Here is a 17,888-nt window from a genome sequence, read left to right as displayed (position 1 = left end):
CGGAGCAGGTGTCGCTCGCTCCGGGCCCGGGCCCGCACTGCCGTCCGCGCGTCCTGCTAGCCCTTGACGATCTTGTCGATACGGGCCAGTTCGTCGGCGTCGAAATCCAGGTTGCCGATGGCCGCGACGCTGTCCTCCAGCTGCCGCGGGCTGCTGGCGCCCACCAGGGCGGAGGTCACCCTGCCCTGCCGCAGCACCCAGGCCAGGGCCGTCTGTGCCAGTGACTGGCCGCGGGACGCGGCGATCTCGTTCAGGGCGCGCAGCCGGCCGACCAGCTCCTCGGTGACCGCGTCGGAGTTGAGGAAGGGGCTGTCGCTCGCGGCCCGGGAGTCCTCCGGGATGCCGTTGAGGTAGCGGCCGGTGAGCAGGCCCTGCTCCAGCGGGGAGTAGGCGATGGAGCCGACCTCCAGCTCGTCCAGGGTGTCCAGCAGGCCGCTGGTCTCGGGGCGGCGGTCGAGCATGGAGTAGCGCGGCTGGTGGATCAGCAGCGGGGTGCCCAGCTCGGCGAGGATGCGGGCCGCCTCGCGGGTCTGCTCCGGCGAGTAGTTGGAGACGCCGACGTACAGCGCCTTGCCCTGCTGCACCGCGGTGTGCAGGGCCCCCATCGTCTCCTCCAGCGGAGTCTCGGGGTCCGGGCGGTGCGAGTAGAAGACGTCGACGTGGTCCAGGCCCATCCGGGACAGGCTCTGGTCCAGGGACGACAGCAGGTACTTGCGCGAGCCCCACTCGCCGTACGGTCCGGGCCACATCAGGTAGCCGGCCTTGGTCGAGATGACCAGCTCGTCGCGGTACGGCGCGAAGTCGGCCTTGAGGGCCGCACCGAGCGCGGACTCGGCCGAGCCGGGGGGCGGGCCGTAGTTGTTGGCGAGGTCGAAGTGGTTGACGCCCAGGTCGAAGGCGCGGCGCAGGATGGCGCGCTGGGTCTCGACGGGACGGTCCGGGCCGAAGTTGTGCCACAGGCCGAGCGAGAGCGCGGGGAGCTTCAGGCCGCTGCGTCCGGTGCGCCGGTAGGGCATCTCCGCGTAGCGGTCGGGGTGTGCGGTGTACAACGCGACTCCAGAGGGGTTGGCCCCCGAGGTACGGGGCTTGGGTGGAACCGTCCTCCACTCTGGCCTGACCTGCGTGCAGTGGTCCAACAGAAGAATCCGATGGGATTGCGCGGTTAGGCTTCTCAATCGTGGAACTACGTCATCTCCAGCATTTCGTCGCGGTCGCCGAGGACCAGCACTTCACCCGGGCGGCGGAGCGGCTGCTGGTGTCCCAGTCCGGCCTGTCGGCGTCCATCCGGGCGCTGGAGCGGGAGCTGCGGGCGCCGCTGTTCGTGCGCACGACCCGCCGGGTGACCCTGACGGAGGCCGGGCGGGCGCTGCTGGACGAGGCCCGGCGGATCCTCGCCCAGGTGCGGTCGGCGCACGAGGCGGTCGCCGCGGTGCAGGGGGTGCTGCGCGGGACGCTGTCACTGGGCGCCGAGCAGTGCATCGCCGGGGTGCCGGTGGCCGGGCTGCTGGCCGCTTTCCGGCGGCGCCACCCGGACGTGGAGATCCGGCTGCGGCAGGCGGGCTCCGGGGAGCTGGCGGAGGAGGTCGCGGCGGGCCGGCTCGACCTGGCCTTCGCCTACCGCACCCAGGAGGACACCGACCAGCTGCGCTCGGTGTCGCTGGCCGGCGAGGCGATGACGGTGCTGTGCCATCCGGACCACCGGCTGGTGGCGGACGGCGCGGTGCTGACCCCGCACGACCTCGCCGACGAGGTCTTCGTCGACTTCCACCCGGACTGGGGTCCGCGCCGCGTCACCGACGCCGTCTTCGCCGCGGCGGGCGTGCGGCGGACCGTGCCGCTGGAGGTGAACGACGTGCACGGGCTGCTCGACCTGATCGACGAGAACCTCGGCATCGCGGTGGTCCCGCGCCACTTCCGCCACAAGCGGGCCGCCCTCACCTCGCTGCCCCTCAAGGACGCCGAAGGCACGGAGTACGAGACCATCGCGCTGCTGCCGCCCGCGCAGGCCACCAGTCCGGCCGCGCGGGCGCTGATGGGTCTGCTGGAGAGGGAGAAGGGGAACGCGTGAACGGGGAGCGCCGGGGCGCCGACTGCGCGATGGTGGACGTATGCATGCGAAGGACATCCTCATCGAGGGCTACGGCCGCATCCAGGAAGAAGTCCACGCCGCCATCGAGGGCCTGGACCCCGACGGCCTGAACGCCCGCCCCGCCCCCGACGCCAACTCGGTCGCCTGGCTGGTCTGGCACCTCACCCGCGTCCAGGACGACCACGTCGCCGGCGCCTTCGGGCTCGACCAGGTGTGGCTCACCGGGGAGTGGGAGCAGCGCTTCGGCCTCGGCCTGCCCCGCCGCGACACGGGCTACGGCCACGAATCCACCGAGGTGGCGAAGGTGCGGGTCGACTCGGGCGACCTGCTGACCGGCTACTACGACGCCGTCCACGAGCAGACGCTCACGGCCCTGCGCTCCCTGTCCGCCAAGGACCTGGAGCGGGTCGTCGACGACAACTGGGACCCGCCGGTCACGCTCGCCGTGCGGCTGGTCAGCGTCCTGTCCGACGATCTCCAGCACGTCGGACAGGCCGCCTATGTGCGCGGACTCGTTCAGAGCGCGGACGCGTAGCCCGGCAGCACGACGTCCTCGATGAGCGCCTTGCGCTCGTCGAACGGGGCGAAGGCGCTCTTGAGGGCGTTCACGGTGACCGTGCGCAGGTCGTCGATGCCCCAGCCCGCCTGCTCGACCAGGAGGGACATCTCGCGTGTCATCGTCGTGCCCGAGACGAGTCGGTTGTCCGTGTTGAGGGTGACGCGGAAGCCGAGGTCCTTGAGCGCCGTGATCGGGTGCTCGGCGATCGAGGTGGCGGCGCCGGTCTGGAGGTTGGAGGTGGGGCACATCTCCAGGGCGACGCGGCGGTCGCGCACCCAGGCGGCGAGCCGGCCGAGCTTGCCCGCGGCGAGGTCGGGGATGTCGTCGGTGATGCGCACGCCGTGGCCGATGCGCTGGGCGCCGCAGACCTGGAGGGCCTGATGGATGCTGGGCAGTCCGTGCGCCTCGCCGGCGTGGATGGTGAACGGCACGTTCTCGCGGCGCAGGTGCTCGAAGGCGTCGAGGTGGTCGGCGGGCGGGAAGCCGTCCTCGGCGCCGGCGATGTCGAAGCCCACGACGCCGGCGTCGCGGAAGGCGACCGCGAGGTCGGCGGCCTCGCGGACCCGGTCGAACATCCGCATCCCGCACAGCAGGGTGCCGACCCGGACCGGGGTGCCCGCCGCGGCCGCCTTGGCCATGCCGGCCGCCAGCCCCTCCTGGACGGTCTCGACGACCTCGGCGAGGGTCAGTCCGCCGTTGGTCATCAGCTCGGGGGCGTAGCGGACCTCGCCGTAGACGACCCCGTCGGCGGCGAGGTCGAGGACGTACTCCTCGGTGGTGCGCAGCAGCCCCTCGCGGTTCTGCATCACGGCGAGGGTGTGCTCGAAGGTGGCGATGTAGCGCACCAGGTCCCCGGAGTTGGCGGCCTCGTAGTACCAGGCGGCCAGCTCGTCGGGGTCGGTGGTGGGCAGGGTGTGGCCGACGCTCCCGGCCAGCTCCACGACGGTCGCCGGGCGCAGGCCGCCGTCGAGGTGGTCGTGCAGGACCGCCTTGGGGAGGCGGCGGAGGGTCTCGGTGTCTATGCGCGTAGATGACATGTGCGGCGGTACCTCGGCGGTTGGATGGTGCGAACGGGGGGCGGGAGACGCGGGTGCGGTCCGTGGAGCGGGGACGGATCAGGGGGCGGCGGGCTGGAGCAGGTCCCAGCGGTTGCCGTACAGGTCCTGGAAGACGGCGACGCTGCCGTAGGCCTCGTGCCGGGGCTCCTCCAGGAAGGTCACGCCCGCCGCCGTCATGCGGGCGTGGTCGCGGGCGAAGTCGTGGGTGTGGAGGAAGAACCCGACCCGTCCGCCCGTCTGGTCACCGACCCGGGCACGCTGGGCGTCACCCTTGGCGCGGGCCAGCAGCAGGGCGGTGCCCTGCTCCGGGCCGCCGGGCTCGACGACGACCCAGCGGGACCCGTCGGGCCGGGGGGCGTCCTCGGCGAGGCGGAAGCCGAGGGCCTCGGTGTAGAAGCGGATCGCCTCGTCGTAGTCGTCGACGACGAGGGAGACCAGGGCGATGCGTGTCATCGGCACCTTCCGGGACGGGCGATTGACGGGAGAGGTTATACGTAAAACCCTCCGGACGCCAAGTCCGGGTGCGGGACACGCCAGGGAAAGGCCGTCGAGGACGATCGCGGTCGGCCGGCCCGCGGGGTGCGGCTGCCGTTCGTCCCGCACGAGCGGAAGCCCTCCCTCGGGCGCATCGCATCGGTAGGTTCGACATCCGATGTGATCATCTCTCCGACATGGAGGAACCGTGCTCGAAGACAGGACTGCCGTGGTCACGGGCGGCTCCCGGGGGATCGGCCGGGCCATCGTCGAACGCCTGTGCCGCGACGGAGCGGACGTGGTCTTCAACTACTCCGCCGCCGACGAAGCCGCCGACGACGTCGTCCGCACCGTCCGGGCGAACGGCGGCAAGGTGCGGGCGATGCGGCTCGACCTGAGGGAACCGGATGCGGCCGAGCGGCTGATGGAGTCCGCCGAGGCCCATCTCGGCAGCGTGGACGTCCTGGTCAACAACGCGGCGACGTCCTTCACCCCGGCTCCCCTCGCAGAGACGGAGGCGGAGGTGTTCGACGGCGTGATGGCAGCCAACACCAGGTCGGTCTTCCTGACGATGCGTTACGCGGCCAGGCGGATGCGCGACGGCGGGCGGATCGTGAACATCTCCACCATGAACACCGTACGGCCCGTGCCGGGCATCGGGCCGTACGCCGCCAGCAAGGGCGCGATCGAGCAACTGACCGCGGTCGCCGCCCGGGAGCTCGGGCCGCGCGGCATCACGGTCAACACCGTCTCTCCCGGCGCGACCGACACCGACCTGCTCCGGGGGACCAACCCGCCGGAGGCTCTCCAGGCCGTCGTCGGCAGGACTCCCCTCGGCCGGCTGGGGCAACCGTCCGACGTGGCCGACGTCGTCGCGTTCCTCGTGGGGCCGGGCGGCGCGTGGATCACGGGCCAGAACCTGCGGGCGACGGGCGGACTGGCATGACGCCCGATCGTCGCTCCCGGGGGTGCGGCGGCACCGGGTGACGAGCGTCGACGGTCGAGGGGCGCTCGGAGCCGCGTGCCGCCGCGCCGCCGCGTCGCCGCGGTGCGGAGGTCCGACGGGAAAACGCCGGGACCGGCCGGCCGCGCGCTGCTACGGTCGGGCCGCGTGAGCTGGCTACCCGATGACTTCGTCCATCCCCTCCTGGTACCGCTGCCGGGCGGTGATCACCACCTGCGTCCGATCCGGGAGACGGACGTCCCGCTCGACTATCCGGCTGTGATGGGTTCGCGCGAGCGGCTGTGGAGCATCTACGGCCCGGCCTGGGGCTGGCCCGCGGCCACCATGACCTACGAGGCCGACCAGGCCGACCTGTTGCGGCACGAGAAGGAGATCACCGCCCACCAGTCGTTCAACTACGCACTGTTCGACACGGCGGAGACGGCTCTGCTCGGCTGCGTCTACATCGACCCGCCGGAGAAAACGGGCGCGGAGGCCGACATCTCCTGGTGGGTGGTGGACGAGCTGGTGGGCAGCACGGTCGAGCGGGCTCTCGACGCGCTGGTGCCCCAGTGGATCGCCGCCGACTGGCCGTTCGAGCGGCCGCGCCTCGTCGGTCGCGACATCTCCTGGTCGGACTACCTCGCCCTGCCGGACGTCCCGACGCCGACGGCTGGGTAGCTTCTGCCGTACCGCACCGAGGACAGCCACCAGCAGGCTGCCTTCTCCTCGCGTTCGCGGTGTCGCTTGTCCGAGCTTGGCGATGTGGGTGAAAGGACCGCCCGGTGACCGATGCCGAGGGACCGCGCCCATCCGTCCGGCGTCATCGTGACTTCCTGCTGCTGTGGGGGAGCCAGACGGTCAGCGAGACGGGGTCGCAGATCACCGTGCTCGCGCTGCCGTTGGTCGCCGTCGTACTGCTGGACGCCTCCGCGTTCCAGGTCGGTCTGCTGGCGGCGGCTGAGACGAGCGCGTACCTGCTGGTGGCCCTGCCCGCCGGGGCCGTCGTGGACCGGGTGGCCAAGCGCCGGCTGATGATCGGCTGCGACCTCGCGCTGTTCCTGGTGATCGGATCGGTGCCGCTGGCCCATGCCTTCGGGAAGCTGACCCTCGCCCAGCTCTTCGCCGTCGCCGTCGTCTCCAGCGTGTTCTCGGTGTTCTTCTCGGTGGCCTACCAGAGCTACCTGCCGGCCCTGCTCGACCGTGACCGACTCCTGGACGGCAACAGCAAGCTCGCGGCTTCCCGGTCGGTCGCGCAGATCGCCGGGCCCGGTCTGGGCGGAGGGCTGGTGACCCTGATCGGTGCCGCCGGGGCGATGGCCGCCGACGCGCTCTCCTTCGCGGCGTCGGCGGGCTCGTTGACGGCGATCCGTCAGCGCGAGCCCCGCCCCGCCCGCCCCGGACCCGGCCGACGGCCCGCACTGCGGTCGCAGATCCGTGAAGGGCTCGCCTACGTCACCCGTGATCCCATACTGCGCAACTCCGTGGCGTTCAACGGCACGGCCAACTTCTTCGTGATCATGGTGGAGAGCCTCGGCCCGGTGTTCCTCATCCGCACGCTGCACGTGGAGGAGGGCCTGGTCGGGCTGCTGCTGGCGCTGGGGGCCGTCGGCGGAGTGGCGGGAGGCGTGACGGCCCGTCACCTGGCCCGCAGGGTCGGCTCGGCGCGGATCAGCTGGATCGCCATGACCCTGCTTTCGCTGCCCGGCCTGCTCATTCCGCTGGCCGGCCCCGGCTGGCGGGCGCTGCTGTTCGGCTTCGGTTGGATCTCGTGGACCTTCGCCTCGACCGTCGCGGGCATCTCGTTGACCAGTTACCGCCAGGCCGTCTGCCCGCCGGACATGCTCGGCAGGGTCAGTGCCGCCGCCCGCTGGATCAACTGGGGCACGCTTCCGCTGGGGGGTGTCGCCGGTGGCGCTCTCGCCGCCGGCGTCGGCGTACGAGGCACCCTGTGGATCGCGGTGACCGGCGGCTGCTGCGCGGGACTGTGGCTGTTCTTCTCACCCCTGCGCGGCCTGCGTGACATCCCGCTCGGAGAGTTCGGCCCCACGCCCATGGGCGCGACGCCGTGACGGCGTGGTCCCCGGTGCGGGCCGGCCACCCGGGCACACGGCACTTAGATGACTCGCCGTCAGCCCGTGCGGGCGCCGTCGAGCCGGGCCAGGTCCTCGTCGGTGAGGCGGAGGGCACCGGCGGCGACGTTCTCGGCGAGGTGCCCGGGATCGCCGGTGCCGGGGATGGCCAGGACGTGCGGGCCCTGGTGGAGGGTCCAGGCGATCCTGACCTGAGCGGGGCTCGCCCCGTGCGCCCGGGCCACCGCGCGCACCTCCTCCTCGTGCGCGGTGCCGGCGCCGCGCGGTCCGGCCTCGCCCGCGATGGCGTAGAACGGCACGAAGGCGATGCCCTGGGCGCGGCACTGGGCGAGGAGCGCGTCGGTGGCGGGGTCGTGGAAGCCGAGTCCGTACCGGTTCTGGACGCTCACCACCGGCGCGATGGCCCGTGCCTCGGCCAGGTGCCGGGGCTCCACGTCGGAGAGGGCGAGGTGGCGGATCAGTCCCGCCTCGCGCAGCTCGGCCAGGGCGCCGAAGTGCTCGGCGACCGAGTCCTGCCGCATGCGGCGCAGGTAGACGACGTCGAGGTGGTCGCGGCCGAGCTGGCGCAGGTTCTCCTCGACGTGGCCGCGCAGGTCCTCCGGACGGGCCGGGGTGCCCCACTCCCCCGACCAGTCGCGGTACGGGCCGACCTTGGTGGCGACGACCAGGTCGTCGGCGTAGGGCGCCAGCGCGCTGTTGATCAGTTCGTTGGCGGAGCGCAGCGAGGAGAAGTAGAAGGCGGCGGTGTCGATGTGGTTGACGCCGAGTTCGACGGCCCGGCGCAGTACGGCGAGGGAGCGTTCGCGGTCGCTCGGGGTGCCGAGGTGGAAGGCGGCGCTGCCCGTCAGCCGCATCGCGCCGAAGCCGACACGGCGGACGGGCAGGTCGCCGAGGTGCCAGGTGCCCGCGGACTCCGCGGTGATCGTTTCCGAGGTCATCGGCGGAGTTTCGCACACCGGGCGAGGGTCAGCAGTACAGGTTCCCGCCCGGGGAGACGCCGAGGATCTGGCTGAACTGCTGGTACTTGGTGACCCGGCTCTGGACCTGGGCGGGGTTCCTGCCGTCGCACTCCAGCGAGCCGTTGATGGAGCGGATGGTCTGGCCGAAGCCTGCGCCGTTGACCATCGCGTTGTGCGGGGTCATGGTGCCGGGCCCGGACTGGGTGTTCCAGTACCACAGGCCGGTCTTCCAGGCCACGGCCGCGTCGTTCTGCACCAGCCAGGGGTTTCCCAGCAGGTCGATGCCGAGCGCGTCGCCCGCCGCCTTGTAGTTGAAGTTCCAGCTGAGCTGGATCGGGCCCCGCCCGTAGTAGGCGGCCTGCCCCGCCGGACAGCCGTAGGGCTGGCTCCAGTCGCAGTAGTGCGGGTAGTTGGCGGTGTTCTGCTCGACGATGTGCACGAGCCCGCCGGTCTCGTGGCTGACGTTGGCGAGGAAGGCCGCGGCCTCCTGCTTCTTCGTGGTGTCGCTGCCGGTGTTGGCGAACCCGGGGTAGGCGCTGAGCGCGGCGGTGAGACCGCTGTAGGTGTAGAAGGAGTTCCGGCCCGGGAACATCTGGTTGAACTGGGCTTCGCTGACCACGAAGTTGCCGACCGGCGTCTGCGAACCGCCGTCGCAGGCGTACGGGTCCCAGTACCAGGTGCTGATGAGCGGGTCGTAGCCCGGGTTGGCGTGCTCGGCGATGTAGGCCTTGCCGTCGGTGTAGCGGACGACGTCGCCGGTGTTGTAGTTCCGGCCGGCGGACCAGGCGGGGTAGCTGGAGCAGGCGGCTGCCGACGCTTCGTCGGCGGGCCCGAGCAGCGGCACGGCGCCCGCGAGGGCGAGCGCGGTCACCAGGGCGGATGTACGGCGCCTCGACACAGGTCTGTCTCCTTCTGCGGAGCACGGCCGCTCCCCGTACAAGGACAGGGAAGAGCGGAACCTTGTGCGCACGTGCCGGTCGGACCGGCCACGACGTGGGGGCGGCCGTGGAGGGGGGTGTGAGGCACACTCAACCGCGTTGGTATGTACCAGTCAAGGGTGTAGACCAATCCAATCCGGCGTGCGAGCCCGGGAGTTGGTGCGGCCCGGCGGCACCCGGGTGACGTGTGCGGCCGACGTCGTACGCCGGTCAGCCCGCCGCCGCGAGCGCGGGGACGGCCGGACGGGCGGACAGGGCCGCCGAGAACCGGTCGACCACCTGGGCGAGGGCCTGCGCGGTCTCCGGCACGACGGTGACGGTGCCGTCCTCGTGCGCCGTGATGTCCCGGTCCAGGGTGAACCAGCCCTGTACGACGTGCGCGGCGCCCATGGAGTTCAGCACGGGGCGGAGCGCGTAGTCGATCGCCAGGACGTGGGCGGTGGACCCGCCGGTGGCGAGCGGCAGCACCGTCTTGCCGGTGAGGGCGTACTGCGGGAGCAGGTCGAGAAGCGCCTTCAGGACACCGGAGTACGACGCCTTGTAGACGGGTGTGCCGACGACGACCCCGTCGGCGCGGGCGAACAACCCGGCCGCCTCGGTGATCGCGGGGTGCCTGAAGTCGGCACCGAGCAGCGCCTGGGCGGGGACGGTGCGGACGTCGAGCGGGATCACCTCGTGGCCCTGTGCGGTCAGCCGCTCGTCGAGGTGACGCAGCAGCCGGTTGGTGCGCGAGGAGGCGGAAGGACTGCCGGAGACGGACAGGACGGTGGCCATGGTGGTCCTCTTTCGGGAAGGCGGGCGCGGCGGAGGGCCGGCAGAGTCTCCAGCGGGAGTGCGTCTACCGGGACATGGGAAGCACCGGGGGCAACCCGGCTGTGCCACCGCCGGGTTCGGGCGGTGCGGGGAATCGCGCGCAGGGCGGCGCGGAGGGACCGCGGCGCGGGGGAACCGGGCGGCGGGACCGGCGGGATCAGGCCGCGGTGCGACAGGAGGCGCTGGAGACGCGCGCGAGGTCGACATGGCGTCGCCGCGTGAGGTCCGGTCGCGTCATCATGTCGGTGATCGTGGCAGTCGCGGTCGAACACGGTCAAGGAGATGCGGACCGGTCCCGGATCGCGGAACCGGATTTCACACGGGCGTGACAATGCGCGGCGCCGGGATCCGGCCGCCGCGCGACGATCACGCGGGCCCGGGATCCCAGAGCGCCCACGACTACACATAAGGCCGAAATAAGAGCAGAATGAACATATGCGGCGCTACCGCACACCGCACCAGAAGCGGTCGGCCTGCGAAGTCAAAGGAGACGACTCATGGCCAACGTCTCGCACCCCCGAGGTGACATCACCAGCCACCCGGACGCCCCGGAAATGCAAGCGCGCTACGCGCGCATGCTCGGTGGTCGCGACGTGGCACTGGTGGACGGGCCGGTGTTCCTGCTCGGCCTCTACTGTGCCGTGTCCCCGTGGATACTCCACTTCACCACCAGTCAGCCCTCACTCGTGGCCCACAACCTGATCGTGGGCATCGCCATCGGTCTGCTGGCCCTCGGATTCACCCGCGCCCCGGAGCGCATGTACGGCCTCAGCTGGGCCATGTGCGCGATCGGCGTGTGGATGATCATCTCGCCGTGGATCGTGGGCTCGAGCCCGGACGCCGGCGTCATCTGGAACAACATCATCATCGGGGCACTGGCCCTGGTCCTGGGCATGGTCTGCGCCGGCACGGCGGCGCGGAGCGCCCCGCACAGGCACTAGACACAGGGGAGGAAACGGCGCCGGGCCGGCCCGCACCAGCGGGCCGGCCCGGCGCGTGTGCGCCCCGCCCGCGCCACCGGTCACGCGCCCGCGGGCGACGGCCGGGACCGCCGGACTGCACCCGCCCGCAGTGGGCAGACGCACTACTGCGAGAACCTTGACATGAAGGGGTGGAGATGGAGATCGACGGCATAATCAGCGCCATCGTCATCGGTGTCGTCATCGGCGTGCTGGGCAGGCTGGTCGTTCCCGGCCGGCAGCGCATCGGCGTCCTGTGGACGATCCTCGTCGGCATCGCGGCCGCGTTCGTCGGGTCGTGGGTCGCGTCGGCGTTCGACGTGGCCGACACCGACGGGGTCGACTGGGTCGAGTGGCTCATCCAGATCGCTCTGGCCGCGGTCGGCGTGGCCGCACTGGACCGTTCCCGGTCGCGCCCCGGCCGTTGAGGACGGACGGACCCGGCCGTCACCGGTTGCGGAGCCACTCCTCGTACCAGGTGACGGTCGCGTCCACGGTGTCCGCGAGCGCGGTCGGAGCCACCCCGAAGAACCGCTCGAACGCACCGGAGTCCATGATCTGCGGCTCCGTGTGCTGGTAGAACATCTCCTCGTACTCGGCCATCATCCGGTCGTCGAAGGGCCCGTAGGGCCGGGGCCGTTCGAGCACCACGACGTTCAGCGGGCGGCCGACGCGCCGCGCGACCATCGCGTGGATCTCGCGCGTACTGACGGCCGGTGCGGACGGCAGGTGCCAGACCCGCCCGTCGCCCTCGGGGTGTTCCCCGAGTGTGGCGAGGCCGGCCGCCACGTCGGCTATGCCGGTGTAGCTGTGCGGCAGATCGATGTCGCCCAGGGCGACGACCTCCCCACCGGTGAGCGCGCCGGGGAAGACGGCCGCGCCCAGTGACGAGTTGAGGACCCCGGGACCGACGAAGTCGGCGCTGCGGCCGAGGACCACCCGGGCCCGGCCGGACCGGTGCGCGTCGAGGTACCGCTCGTCCAGCTCGGCGCGCATCCGCCCCTTGCGGCTGGTCGCCTTCCAGGGGCTCTCCTCGGTCATCACCACTCCCCCGGTCTCGCCGTACGGGTAGAGCGTGTCGAGTACGACCAGGCGGGCGCCGCTCGCCGCGACGGCGGCCAGGACGGCTTCCTGGATCCGGGGCATCACCTCTACCTGGAGGTGATAGGCGACGTTGACGCAGTGGTGCACGACGTCGGCGTCGCCCAGGGCGGCGCGGGCCCCGTCGGCCGTGCTCACGTCGGCGGCGAACCGCTCGACGCCCTCGATCTCGGGACCGGCGGCCCTGCGGTCCACCAGCCGGACCGGATGCCCTCTGCGCACCAGCTCACGGGCGAGCGCCGTGCCGGCCGGGCCGGATCCCAGGACGGTGTGCGGGGCCCGAGGCTGCGGGGTTGGGGTTGCGGTGGTCATGGCACTCCTGTCGTCCGGCACGTCTCGCACACGCTATAACTTTTCCTCTTGGTTATATACCTTAACTCGCGCGACGAGTTCCGACAACGGTGCCGGGTGAAGGGCCCTAGGCTGGGCGGAAAGGATCAAGCCACCGGAAGGGCGGTACTCCATGGCCGTGAAGGACGCCGAACTGCGCCATCTGCGCCGTTGCGTGGAGCTGGCGGCCGAGGCGCTGGAGGCGGGCGACGAGCCGTTCGGGTCGGTACTGGCGGGCGGGGACGGCGCCGTGCTGGCCGAGGACCGCAACCGGGTCGCCTCGGGCGACCGGACCCGTCACCCGGAGTTCGAGCTCGCCCGCTGGTCCGCCGCCCACCTGACCCCGGGGGAACGGGCGGCGGCCACGGTGTACACGTCCGGCGAGCACTGTCCGATGTGCGCCGCCGCCCACGCGTGGGTGGGACTGGGGCGCATCGTGTACGTCGCCTCGTCGGAGCAACTGGGCGCCTGGCTGGCGGACTGGGGCGTACCGTCGCCGCCGGTACGGGCGCTCCCGGTGCGGGAGGTGGCGCCCGGCGTGACCGTGGAGGGCCCGGTGCCCGGGCTCACCGAGGAGATCCACGCATTGCACCGGCGCTTCCACGGCGGACGCGGCTGAGCGGGGGCGCCCGCCTCGACGGCGGGCGCCCCGGGGAGCACGGTCAGCTCTCGGCGCCCGGCCGGAAGCGCCGGCGGAGGGCGACCCCGCCCAGCAGGAGCGCGGCCGAGCCGGCGAGGGCGGGGAGGGTCCCGTCCGCCCCGGTGTGGGCGAGGGAGACCCGCTCCCGCGGCGGCGCGGCGTGCGGGGACGGCGCGGGTGCGGTGCGCTCCTCCTCGGGGGCGGGCGGCTCCGGCTCCGCCGGGGGCCGTACGGGCCGCGGGTGGTCGCCGGGGCCGTTCGTCGACTCGTTGCCGACGGCCGGGTTGCCGATGCCGACCACGTTGACGCTGTTGCCGGTGACGTTCACCGGGAGGTCCACCGGCAGCTGCACCCCGTCGCCGGAGAGCACGCCCGGCGAGTCGTTTCCGCCGCCCTCGGCGACCGCACCGCCGGACGCCTTCCCGGACGTACTGCCTGAGGTGCCCGCGCCCCGGTGCGAAGCCCGCGGGTGCGACGCCTGGGCCCGGCCGGTGTCGGCGCAGCTGTTGCCCGCGGCCGGGTTGAGGAGACCCACCACGTTCACGGTGTTGCCGCACACGTTGACCGGCACGTCCACCGGGAGCTGGACGGTGTTGCCGGAGATCAGTCCCGGCGATCCGGCCGCGGCCCCTTCGGCGCCCGCGCCGTCGGACGCGAACGCCGCGTACGCCGGCATCGTCACGGCCAGCGCGCCCGATGCGGCGACGGCGAGCACACCATTTCGGGTAACCCTTCTCATGAGGTTCCCTGCCTTCCAGACATGGTCGCGGGCGCTCGCCCGCACCGGTTAAACCGTGTGCGCACCATCCGAGTTATGGCTTATCGGTCTTTCACCCCATCGAGTGGGCGGTTCATCGAACAAGCGGTGCGCCGCTCGCCGGGACACCGCCCGGAGGCGGCGGCCGCGGAGCCCCCTTACAGTGAGCGAGGGCGCCGACCCACCGGTCCGCGACGGGGCGTCCTGGAGGCATCGATGCAGGCCAAGCCCATGCTGGAGACTCGGCCCCCGGTCCGGCGCCGCGCGGCCACCGCAGTGCTCGGTCTGGCCCTGCTGGGTGCGGGCCTGCCCGCCGCGGCCGCCGAGAGCACCGACGGCGCCGCGGCCACGGCGGCCGGGCGGGCCGCCCGGCCCGACCTGTCCCGGTTCTACGACCAGAAGGTCACCTGGTCGGCGTGCCGGGGCACGGAGATGCCCCGGGACCTGCAGTGCGGCAAGGTCACCGTGCCCGTCGACTACGCGCGGCCCGGGGGGAGGACCCTCGACGTGGCCCTCGCCCGGTACCGGGCGACCGGCCGCTCACGCGGCTCCGTCCTGCTGAACTTCGGCGGTCCCGGTGGTTCCGGCGTCGACGAACTCGCCGTGAGCGGCAAGGAGTTCATGCACCTCACCAACGGCTACGACGTCGTGACCTTCGATCCCCGCGGCGTCGGCCGGTCCTCCCCGGTCTCCTGCGGACCGGCCACCCTGAAGATCATGGAGGCGACGGGCGGGGACGAGGGAGCGGCCGACCCGCGGGACGTGCTGGCGCGGCTGCGCGACGCGGCGGCCGAGTACTCCGGCCCCGTGCTGCCGCACATAGGCACGGTGGACGCCGCGCGCGACATGGACGTGATGCGCCGGGCGCTCGGCGACGGCCGGCTCAACTACCTGGGCTTCTCCTACGGGACCCGGCTGGGCGCGGTGTACGCGGCGCAGTTCCCCGACAAGGTCGGCCGGATGGTGCTGGACGGCGTGGACACCCTGACGGAGCCGCTGGCCGAGCAGGGACTGGCCGGGGCGCGCGGGCAGCAGACCGCACTGGAGAACTTCCTCGACTGGTGCGTGGAGGACGTCGCCTGCCCGTTCGGCCAGGACGCCCGCGCCGCCCGGGAAGAGGTCGTACGGCTCGTCGCCTCCCTCGACTCCGACCCGGTGCCGTCGGCCTTCGGCGAGCCCTTCACCGGGCAGGACCTGGTCGGTGCGATCGGTCAGGCGCTGTACAGCCGGGATCTGTGGCCCTCTCTGGAGCGGGCGCTGGCGCAGTTGGTCGGGGACGGTGACACCCGCGGCCTGGAGGGCTTCTCCTCCGGCGGCGTCACCTTCCCGGTGCGCGCCCCCGGCCGCACCTCCCCGCACGACAACGGGGGCGGCGCCGGACTGACCGACGAGGAGGACGTCCCCATGGACAACCTCCCGGCCGCCCTGATGGCGATCAACTGCGCCGACGACCCCGACCGGCCCACCGCCGCCCAGGTCACCGCGTCCCTCGGCCGGCTGCGCGCACGCTACGAGGAGGCCTCACCCGTCTTCGGCCGGTACCGGCTCACCCAGGTGCTGATGTGCTACGGCCGGCCCAGGGGCACGGACTACATCCGGGACGACGTGAAGAAGCTCGACACCGCCAGGATGCTGCTGGTCGGCACCCGCGGCGATCCGGCCACTCCGTACCGCTGGACGACGGAGACGGCCGACCGGCTCGGCCCCTCCGCCGTGGTCCTGGACAACCGGGGCGAGGGGCACACCGGCTACGCGTCCTCCGGGTGCGTGCACCGCAAGGTCGACGACTTCCTGCTGTACGGCTCCCTGCCGCCCGACGGCAGCTCGTGCGGTTCCGGGTCCGCCGGCGAGGACGGTTCCGACTGAACGGGCGGCCGTTCCGAATGCCCGATATGCCCATCGGTCCTATCGTGCTGTCATGGAGCACGATCTGAGTCCCGCCACCCTCGCCGAGCTGCGGCGCCCGCGCCCCTACCCGGCCGTGTCCGTACTGACGCCGACGCACCGCCGCGAGCCGGACAACGCCCAGGACCGCGTCCGGCTGCGCAACGCCGTGGCCACGGCCAAGAAGCGGCTGGAGGAGGACCCCGCGGTCAGCCGCGACCGGCGCGCGGCGGTGTCCGAAGAGCTGGACCGGGCGCTGGCCGAGGTCGACCTGACCCACGCCGAGGACGGTCTGGCGATCTTCGCGGCTCCCGGTGAGCACCAGGTCTGGACGCTCAGCCGCTCCGTGCCCGAGCGCGTGGTCCTCTCGGACACCTTCCTGACCCGCAGCCTCGTCGCCGCGCAGGCCGCCGAGCGGCCGTTCTGGGTCCTGTCGGTCGCCGCCGACCGCGTCAAGCTGTGGAACGGCGGCGGGGGCCGGGTCGTCGAGGAACACCTCGGCGGCTTCCCGCTCGACCGGCCCGAGGAGGACTTCGACCCCGAACGCCAGGAGCGGATCGGCGACGCGCCGAGCACGTTCCGGGACGAGGGCACCCGCAGGTTCCTGCGGGACGCCGACTCCGCGATGGGCAAGGTGCTGCGCGCCCATCCCCGGCCGCTGTACGTCACCGGTCCCGAGCCGGCGCTCTCCCTGTTCGACGAGGCGGGCGCGCTCGCCTCGGACGCGGTGCTCGTCCCGCACGGCGGGCTCGCGCACGGTTCCGCCGAGGCGGTGTGGCAGGCGATCCGCCCGGTGCTGGAGGACGAGGCGCGCGGGTCGGTCGAGGCGGTGGCCAGGGAACTGGACGCGGCCCGCGGCCGCAAGGACTTCGCGGCCGGGGTCGACGAGTTGTGGGAGAGCGCCCACACGGGCCGCGTCCGGCTGCTGGCCGTCGAGGAGAACTTCAAGGTGACGATGCGCGACGACGGCGAGCACCTGCTCCCGGCGAGCGACGGCGACCTCGACGCCCGCGAGGACATCGTGGACGAGATCGTCGAGCAGTGTCTGGAGACCGGCGCCGACGTGCGCTTCGTACCGGACGGCGCGCTAGGGGACGTGGAGGGCATCGCGGGCGTCCTGCGGTACTGAGGCGGGCCGCCGCGCCGGCTGCCGCATCCGGGCCCTTGACGGGCGTGAAAGCCTGTTCGTCGTACACGTACCCGCCGTGCGCGGGTGCGCGGCGGACGGCGAAGGAGCGGGCGCGGGTGAGTGAACTTCTGGGTGTGGCGGTCCTGGGCGCGGGGCACATGGGCGCCGACCACGTACGGCGCCTGGACCGGGTGGTGAGCGGCGCCCGGGTGGCCGCGGTGGCGGACACCGACTCCGAGCGGGCGAAGGAGGCCGCGGCCGGGATCGGCGGGGTCACCGTGCACACGGACGCCGAGGCCGCGCTGGACGCGCCGGGCGTGGAGGCCGTCCTGATCGCCTCGCCGGGCGAGGCGCACGAGGAGGCGCTGCTGGCCGCCTTCGCCCGCGGGCTGCCGGTCCTGTGCGAGAAGCCCATGGTGCCGGACTCCGCGGGCGCGCTGCGCGTGGTGGAGGCGGAGGCGCGGCTGGGCAGGAGGCTGGCGCAGATCGGGTTCATGCGCCGCTACGACGCCGAGTACCGGCAGCTCAAGTCCCTCCTGGACGGCGGACGCCTCGGCCGGCCGCTGATGCTGCACTGCGTGCACCGCAACGTCTCCTCCCCGCCGCACTTCACCTCGGCGATGCTGGTCAACAGCTCCGTCTCGCACGAGATCGACGCGGCCCGCTGGCTGCTCGGCCAGGAGCTGAGCGCGGTGACGGTGCTGCGTCCGCGTCCGTCGGCGGGTGCGCCCGAGGGGCTGCTCGACCCGCAGTTGGTGCTCTTCGAGACCGAGGGCGGCGCCGTGGTGGACGTGGAGATCTTCGTCAACTGCGGCTTCGGCTACGAGGTGCGGTGCGAGGCCGTCTGCGAGGCGGGCAGCGCCCGGATCGGCCAGGCGCACACCATGGTGGTGACGGCGGCGGGCGGCGCGCGGGAGGAGGTGCCGCAGGACTACCTCGTACGGTTCGCGGACGCGTACGACCGTGAGGTGCAGAGCTGGGTGGACGCCACCCGGCGGGGACAGGTGACCGGGCCGGGCACCTGGGACGGGTACGCGGCCGCCGCGACCGCCGAGGCCGGGGTGCGGGCGCTGGAGACGGGCGCGCGCACGCCCGTCGAACTGGCGCCCCGGCCGGCTGTGCACGACCCGGCATAGAACAGGGGTCCGACGAACATCCGAGC

At 72.7% G+C, this 17,888-nt stretch carries 20 protein-coding genes; 11 read left to right on the top strand and 9 right to left on the bottom strand.

All coding sequences use genetic code 11. The features are described 5' to 3' along the window. Positions 1-56 precede the first annotated feature (56 nt). A complete protein-coding gene (mgrA, locus tag ACIBCJ_RS28475; protein ID WP_365979875.1) occupies positions 57-1,049 on the bottom strand; it encodes an L-glyceraldehyde 3-phosphate reductase in 993 nt (330 codons plus the stop codon). Positions 1,050-1,177: 128 nt separating this feature from the next. On the opposite strand from mgrA, the gene ACIBCJ_RS28470 reads away from it, so the two are divergent. Together ACIBCJ_RS28470 and ACIBCJ_RS28465 are read left to right on the top strand one after the other, a co-directional pair. Beyond that, positions 1,178-2,068, top strand: a complete 891-nt coding sequence (locus ACIBCJ_RS28470; RefSeq protein WP_362095778.1) for a LysR substrate-binding domain-containing protein — start codon at positions 1,178-1,180, stop codon at positions 2,066-2,068. A gap of 40 nt (positions 2,069-2,108) precedes the next feature. Next, positions 2,109-2,624 carry a DinB family protein gene (locus ACIBCJ_RS28465; protein WP_365979874.1) on the top strand — a complete coding sequence of 172 codons (516 nt, stop codon included), beginning with the start codon at positions 2,109-2,111 and terminating at the stop codon, positions 2,622-2,624. Here ACIBCJ_RS28465 and ACIBCJ_RS28460 read toward each other — a convergent pair. Then, complete coding sequence (locus tag ACIBCJ_RS28460) at positions 2,606-3,685, bottom strand: adenosine deaminase (RefSeq protein ID WP_362507063.1); 1,080 nt, start codon at positions 3,683-3,685, stop codon at positions 2,606-2,608. The genes ACIBCJ_RS28465 and ACIBCJ_RS28460 overlap by 19 nt on opposite strands. A 78-nt stretch (positions 3,686-3,763) precedes the next feature. Beyond that, complete coding sequence (locus ACIBCJ_RS28455) at positions 3,764-4,159, bottom strand: VOC family protein (protein WP_365979873.1); 396 nt, start codon at positions 4,157-4,159, stop codon at positions 3,764-3,766. A gap of 229 nt (positions 4,160-4,388) precedes the next feature. On the opposite strand from ACIBCJ_RS28455, the gene ACIBCJ_RS28450 reads away from it, so the two are divergent. The 3 genes from ACIBCJ_RS28450 to ACIBCJ_RS28440 all read left to right on the top strand — a co-directional run bounded on the left by ACIBCJ_RS28450 (position 4,389) and on the right by ACIBCJ_RS28440 (position 7,195). Further along, the gene (locus ACIBCJ_RS28450; RefSeq protein ID WP_365979872.1) at positions 4,389-5,126 is read left to right on the top strand and encodes a glucose 1-dehydrogenase; all 738 of its coding nucleotides are present in this window, start codon (positions 4,389-4,391) and stop codon (positions 5,124-5,126) included. A 165-nt stretch (positions 5,127-5,291) separates the two neighbouring features. Then, positions 5,292-5,804, top strand: coding sequence for an N-acetyltransferase (locus tag ACIBCJ_RS28445; protein WP_365979871.1), 513 nt, complete (start codon positions 5,292-5,294; stop codon positions 5,802-5,804). Positions 5,805-5,908: 104 nt separating this feature from the next. Beyond that, positions 5,909-7,195, top strand: a complete 1,287-nt coding sequence (locus tag ACIBCJ_RS28440; protein ID WP_365979870.1) for an MFS transporter — start codon at positions 5,909-5,911, stop codon at positions 7,193-7,195. A gap of 59 nt (positions 7,196-7,254) precedes the next feature. Here ACIBCJ_RS28440 and ACIBCJ_RS28435 read toward each other — a convergent pair whose 3' ends face one another. From ACIBCJ_RS28435 to ACIBCJ_RS28420, 4 genes are all read right to left on the bottom strand, one after another. Next, a complete protein-coding gene (locus ACIBCJ_RS28435; protein WP_362095794.1) occupies positions 7,255-8,154 on the bottom strand; it encodes an aldo/keto reductase in 900 nt (299 codons plus the stop codon). A gap of 28 nt (positions 8,155-8,182) precedes the next feature. Further along, complete coding sequence (locus tag ACIBCJ_RS28430) at positions 8,183-9,073, bottom strand: glycoside hydrolase family 19 protein (RefSeq protein WP_362095797.1); 891 nt, start codon at positions 9,071-9,073, stop codon at positions 8,183-8,185. Between the two features lie 250 nt (positions 9,074-9,323). After that, positions 9,324-9,887: an NADPH-dependent FMN reductase gene (gene ssuE / locus ACIBCJ_RS28425; protein WP_365979869.1), complete on the bottom strand. Its 564-nt coding sequence runs from the start codon at positions 9,885-9,887 to the stop codon at positions 9,324-9,326. 196 nt (positions 9,888-10,083) lie between these two features. Beyond that, positions 10,084-10,164 carry a putative leader peptide gene (locus tag ACIBCJ_RS28420; protein WP_362507136.1) on the bottom strand — a complete coding sequence of 27 codons (81 nt, stop codon included), beginning with the start codon at positions 10,162-10,164 and terminating at the stop codon, positions 10,084-10,086. Between the two features lie 259 nt (positions 10,165-10,423). Here ACIBCJ_RS28420 and ACIBCJ_RS28415 point away from each other — a divergent pair, with 259 nt between their 5' ends. Together ACIBCJ_RS28415 and ACIBCJ_RS28410 are read left to right on the top strand one after the other, a co-directional pair. Then, on the top strand, positions 10,424-10,867 hold the full coding sequence (locus ACIBCJ_RS28415; protein WP_133886637.1) for an SPW repeat protein: 444 nt from the start codon (positions 10,424-10,426) through the stop codon (positions 10,865-10,867). A gap of 176 nt (positions 10,868-11,043) precedes the next feature. Next, positions 11,044-11,313, top strand: a complete 270-nt coding sequence (locus ACIBCJ_RS28410; protein WP_133886638.1) for a GlsB/YeaQ/YmgE family stress response membrane protein — start codon at positions 11,044-11,046, stop codon at positions 11,311-11,313. Positions 11,314-11,332: 19 nt separating this feature from the next. On the opposite strand, the gene ACIBCJ_RS28405 is transcribed toward ACIBCJ_RS28410, so the two are convergent. Continuing rightward, positions 11,333-12,298 (bottom strand): SDR family oxidoreductase, encoded by a 966-nt coding sequence (locus ACIBCJ_RS28405; protein ID WP_365979868.1) that lies wholly within the window; start codon positions 12,296-12,298, stop codon positions 11,333-11,335. Positions 12,299-12,449: 151 nt separating this feature from the next. On the opposite strand from ACIBCJ_RS28405, the gene ACIBCJ_RS28400 reads away from it, so the two are divergent. Next, entirely contained in the window at positions 12,450-12,935 is a 486-nt protein-coding gene (locus ACIBCJ_RS28400) for a nucleoside deaminase (RefSeq protein ID WP_365979867.1), read from the top strand. A gap of 43 nt (positions 12,936-12,978) precedes the next feature. Here the strand turns inward: ACIBCJ_RS28400 and ACIBCJ_RS28395 are convergent, their stop codons facing one another. Beyond that, positions 12,979-13,695 carry a chaplin gene (locus tag ACIBCJ_RS28395; RefSeq protein WP_365979866.1) on the bottom strand — a complete coding sequence of 239 codons (717 nt, stop codon included), beginning with the start codon at positions 13,693-13,695 and terminating at the stop codon, positions 12,979-12,981. Positions 13,696-13,929: 234 nt separating this feature from the next. Here ACIBCJ_RS28395 and ACIBCJ_RS28390 point away from each other — a divergent pair, with 234 nt between their 5' ends. The 3 genes from ACIBCJ_RS28390 to ACIBCJ_RS28380 all read left to right on the top strand — a co-directional run bounded on the left by ACIBCJ_RS28390 (position 13,930) and on the right by ACIBCJ_RS28380 (position 17,862). After that, positions 13,930-15,579 carry an alpha/beta hydrolase gene (locus ACIBCJ_RS28390; RefSeq protein ID WP_365979865.1) on the top strand — a complete coding sequence of 550 codons (1,650 nt, stop codon included), beginning with the start codon at positions 13,930-13,932 and terminating at the stop codon, positions 15,577-15,579. A 52-nt stretch (positions 15,580-15,631) separates the two neighbouring features. Continuing rightward, complete coding sequence (locus ACIBCJ_RS28385; RefSeq protein WP_362507035.1) at positions 15,632-16,726, top strand: chemotaxis protein; 1,095 nt, start codon at positions 15,632-15,634, stop codon at positions 16,724-16,726. A gap of 116 nt (positions 16,727-16,842) precedes the next feature. Continuing rightward, complete coding sequence (locus ACIBCJ_RS28380; RefSeq protein ID WP_365979864.1) at positions 16,843-17,862, top strand: Gfo/Idh/MocA family oxidoreductase; 1,020 nt, start codon at positions 16,843-16,845, stop codon at positions 17,860-17,862. The last annotated feature ends 26 nt before the right edge of the window (positions 17,863-17,888 follow it).

This window comes from Streptomyces sp. NPDC051136 (assembly GCF_044455745.1).
In the GTDB taxonomy this organism is placed as follows: Bacteria; Actinomycetota; Actinomycetes; order Streptomycetales; family Streptomycetaceae; genus Streptomyces.
This window is presented reverse-complemented; position numbering and strand designations above follow the sequence as displayed.

Bases quoted from the DNA above. Each gene is read 5' to 3' on its own strand.
- ssuE (WP_365979869.1), bottom strand. From the start codon at position 9,887: ATGGCCACCGTCCTGTCCGTCTCCGGCAGTCCTTCCGCCTCCTCGCGC.
- ACIBCJ_RS28400 (WP_365979867.1), top strand. From the start codon at position 12,450: ATGGCCGTGAAGGACGCCGAACTGCGCCATCTGCGCCGTTGCGTGGAG.
- ACIBCJ_RS28415 (WP_133886637.1), top strand. From the start codon at position 10,424: ATGGCCAACGTCTCGCACCCCCGAGGTGACATCACCAGCCACCCGGAC.
- ACIBCJ_RS28385 (WP_362507035.1), top strand. From the start codon at position 15,632: ATGGAGCACGATCTGAGTCCCGCCACCCTCGCCGAGCTGCGGCGCCCG.
- ACIBCJ_RS28405 (WP_365979868.1), bottom strand. From the start codon at position 12,298: ATGACCACCGCAACCCCAACCCCGCAGCCTCGGGCCCCGCACACCGTC.
- ACIBCJ_RS28410 (WP_133886638.1), top strand. From the start codon at position 11,044: ATGGAGATCGACGGCATAATCAGCGCCATCGTCATCGGTGTCGTCATC.
- ACIBCJ_RS28435 (WP_362095794.1), bottom strand. From the start codon at position 8,154: ATGACCTCGGAAACGATCACCGCGGAGTCCGCGGGCACCTGGCACCTC.
- ACIBCJ_RS28420 (WP_362507136.1), bottom strand. From the start codon at position 10,164: ATGACGCGACCGGACCTCACGCGGCGACGCCATGTCGACCTCGCGCGC.
- ACIBCJ_RS28390 (WP_365979865.1), top strand. From the start codon at position 13,930: ATGCAGGCCAAGCCCATGCTGGAGACTCGGCCCCCGGTCCGGCGCCGC.
- ACIBCJ_RS28460 (WP_362507063.1), bottom strand. From the start codon at position 3,685: ATGTCATCTACGCGCATAGACACCGAGACCCTCCGCCGCCTCCCCAAG.
- ACIBCJ_RS28395 (WP_365979866.1), bottom strand. From the start codon at position 13,695: ATGAGAAGGGTTACCCGAAATGGTGTGCTCGCCGTCGCCGCATCGGGC.
- ACIBCJ_RS28455 (WP_365979873.1), bottom strand. From the start codon at position 4,159: ATGACACGCATCGCCCTGGTCTCCCTCGTCGTCGACGACTACGACGAG.
- ACIBCJ_RS28465 (WP_365979874.1), top strand. From the start codon at position 2,109: ATGCATGCGAAGGACATCCTCATCGAGGGCTACGGCCGCATCCAGGAA.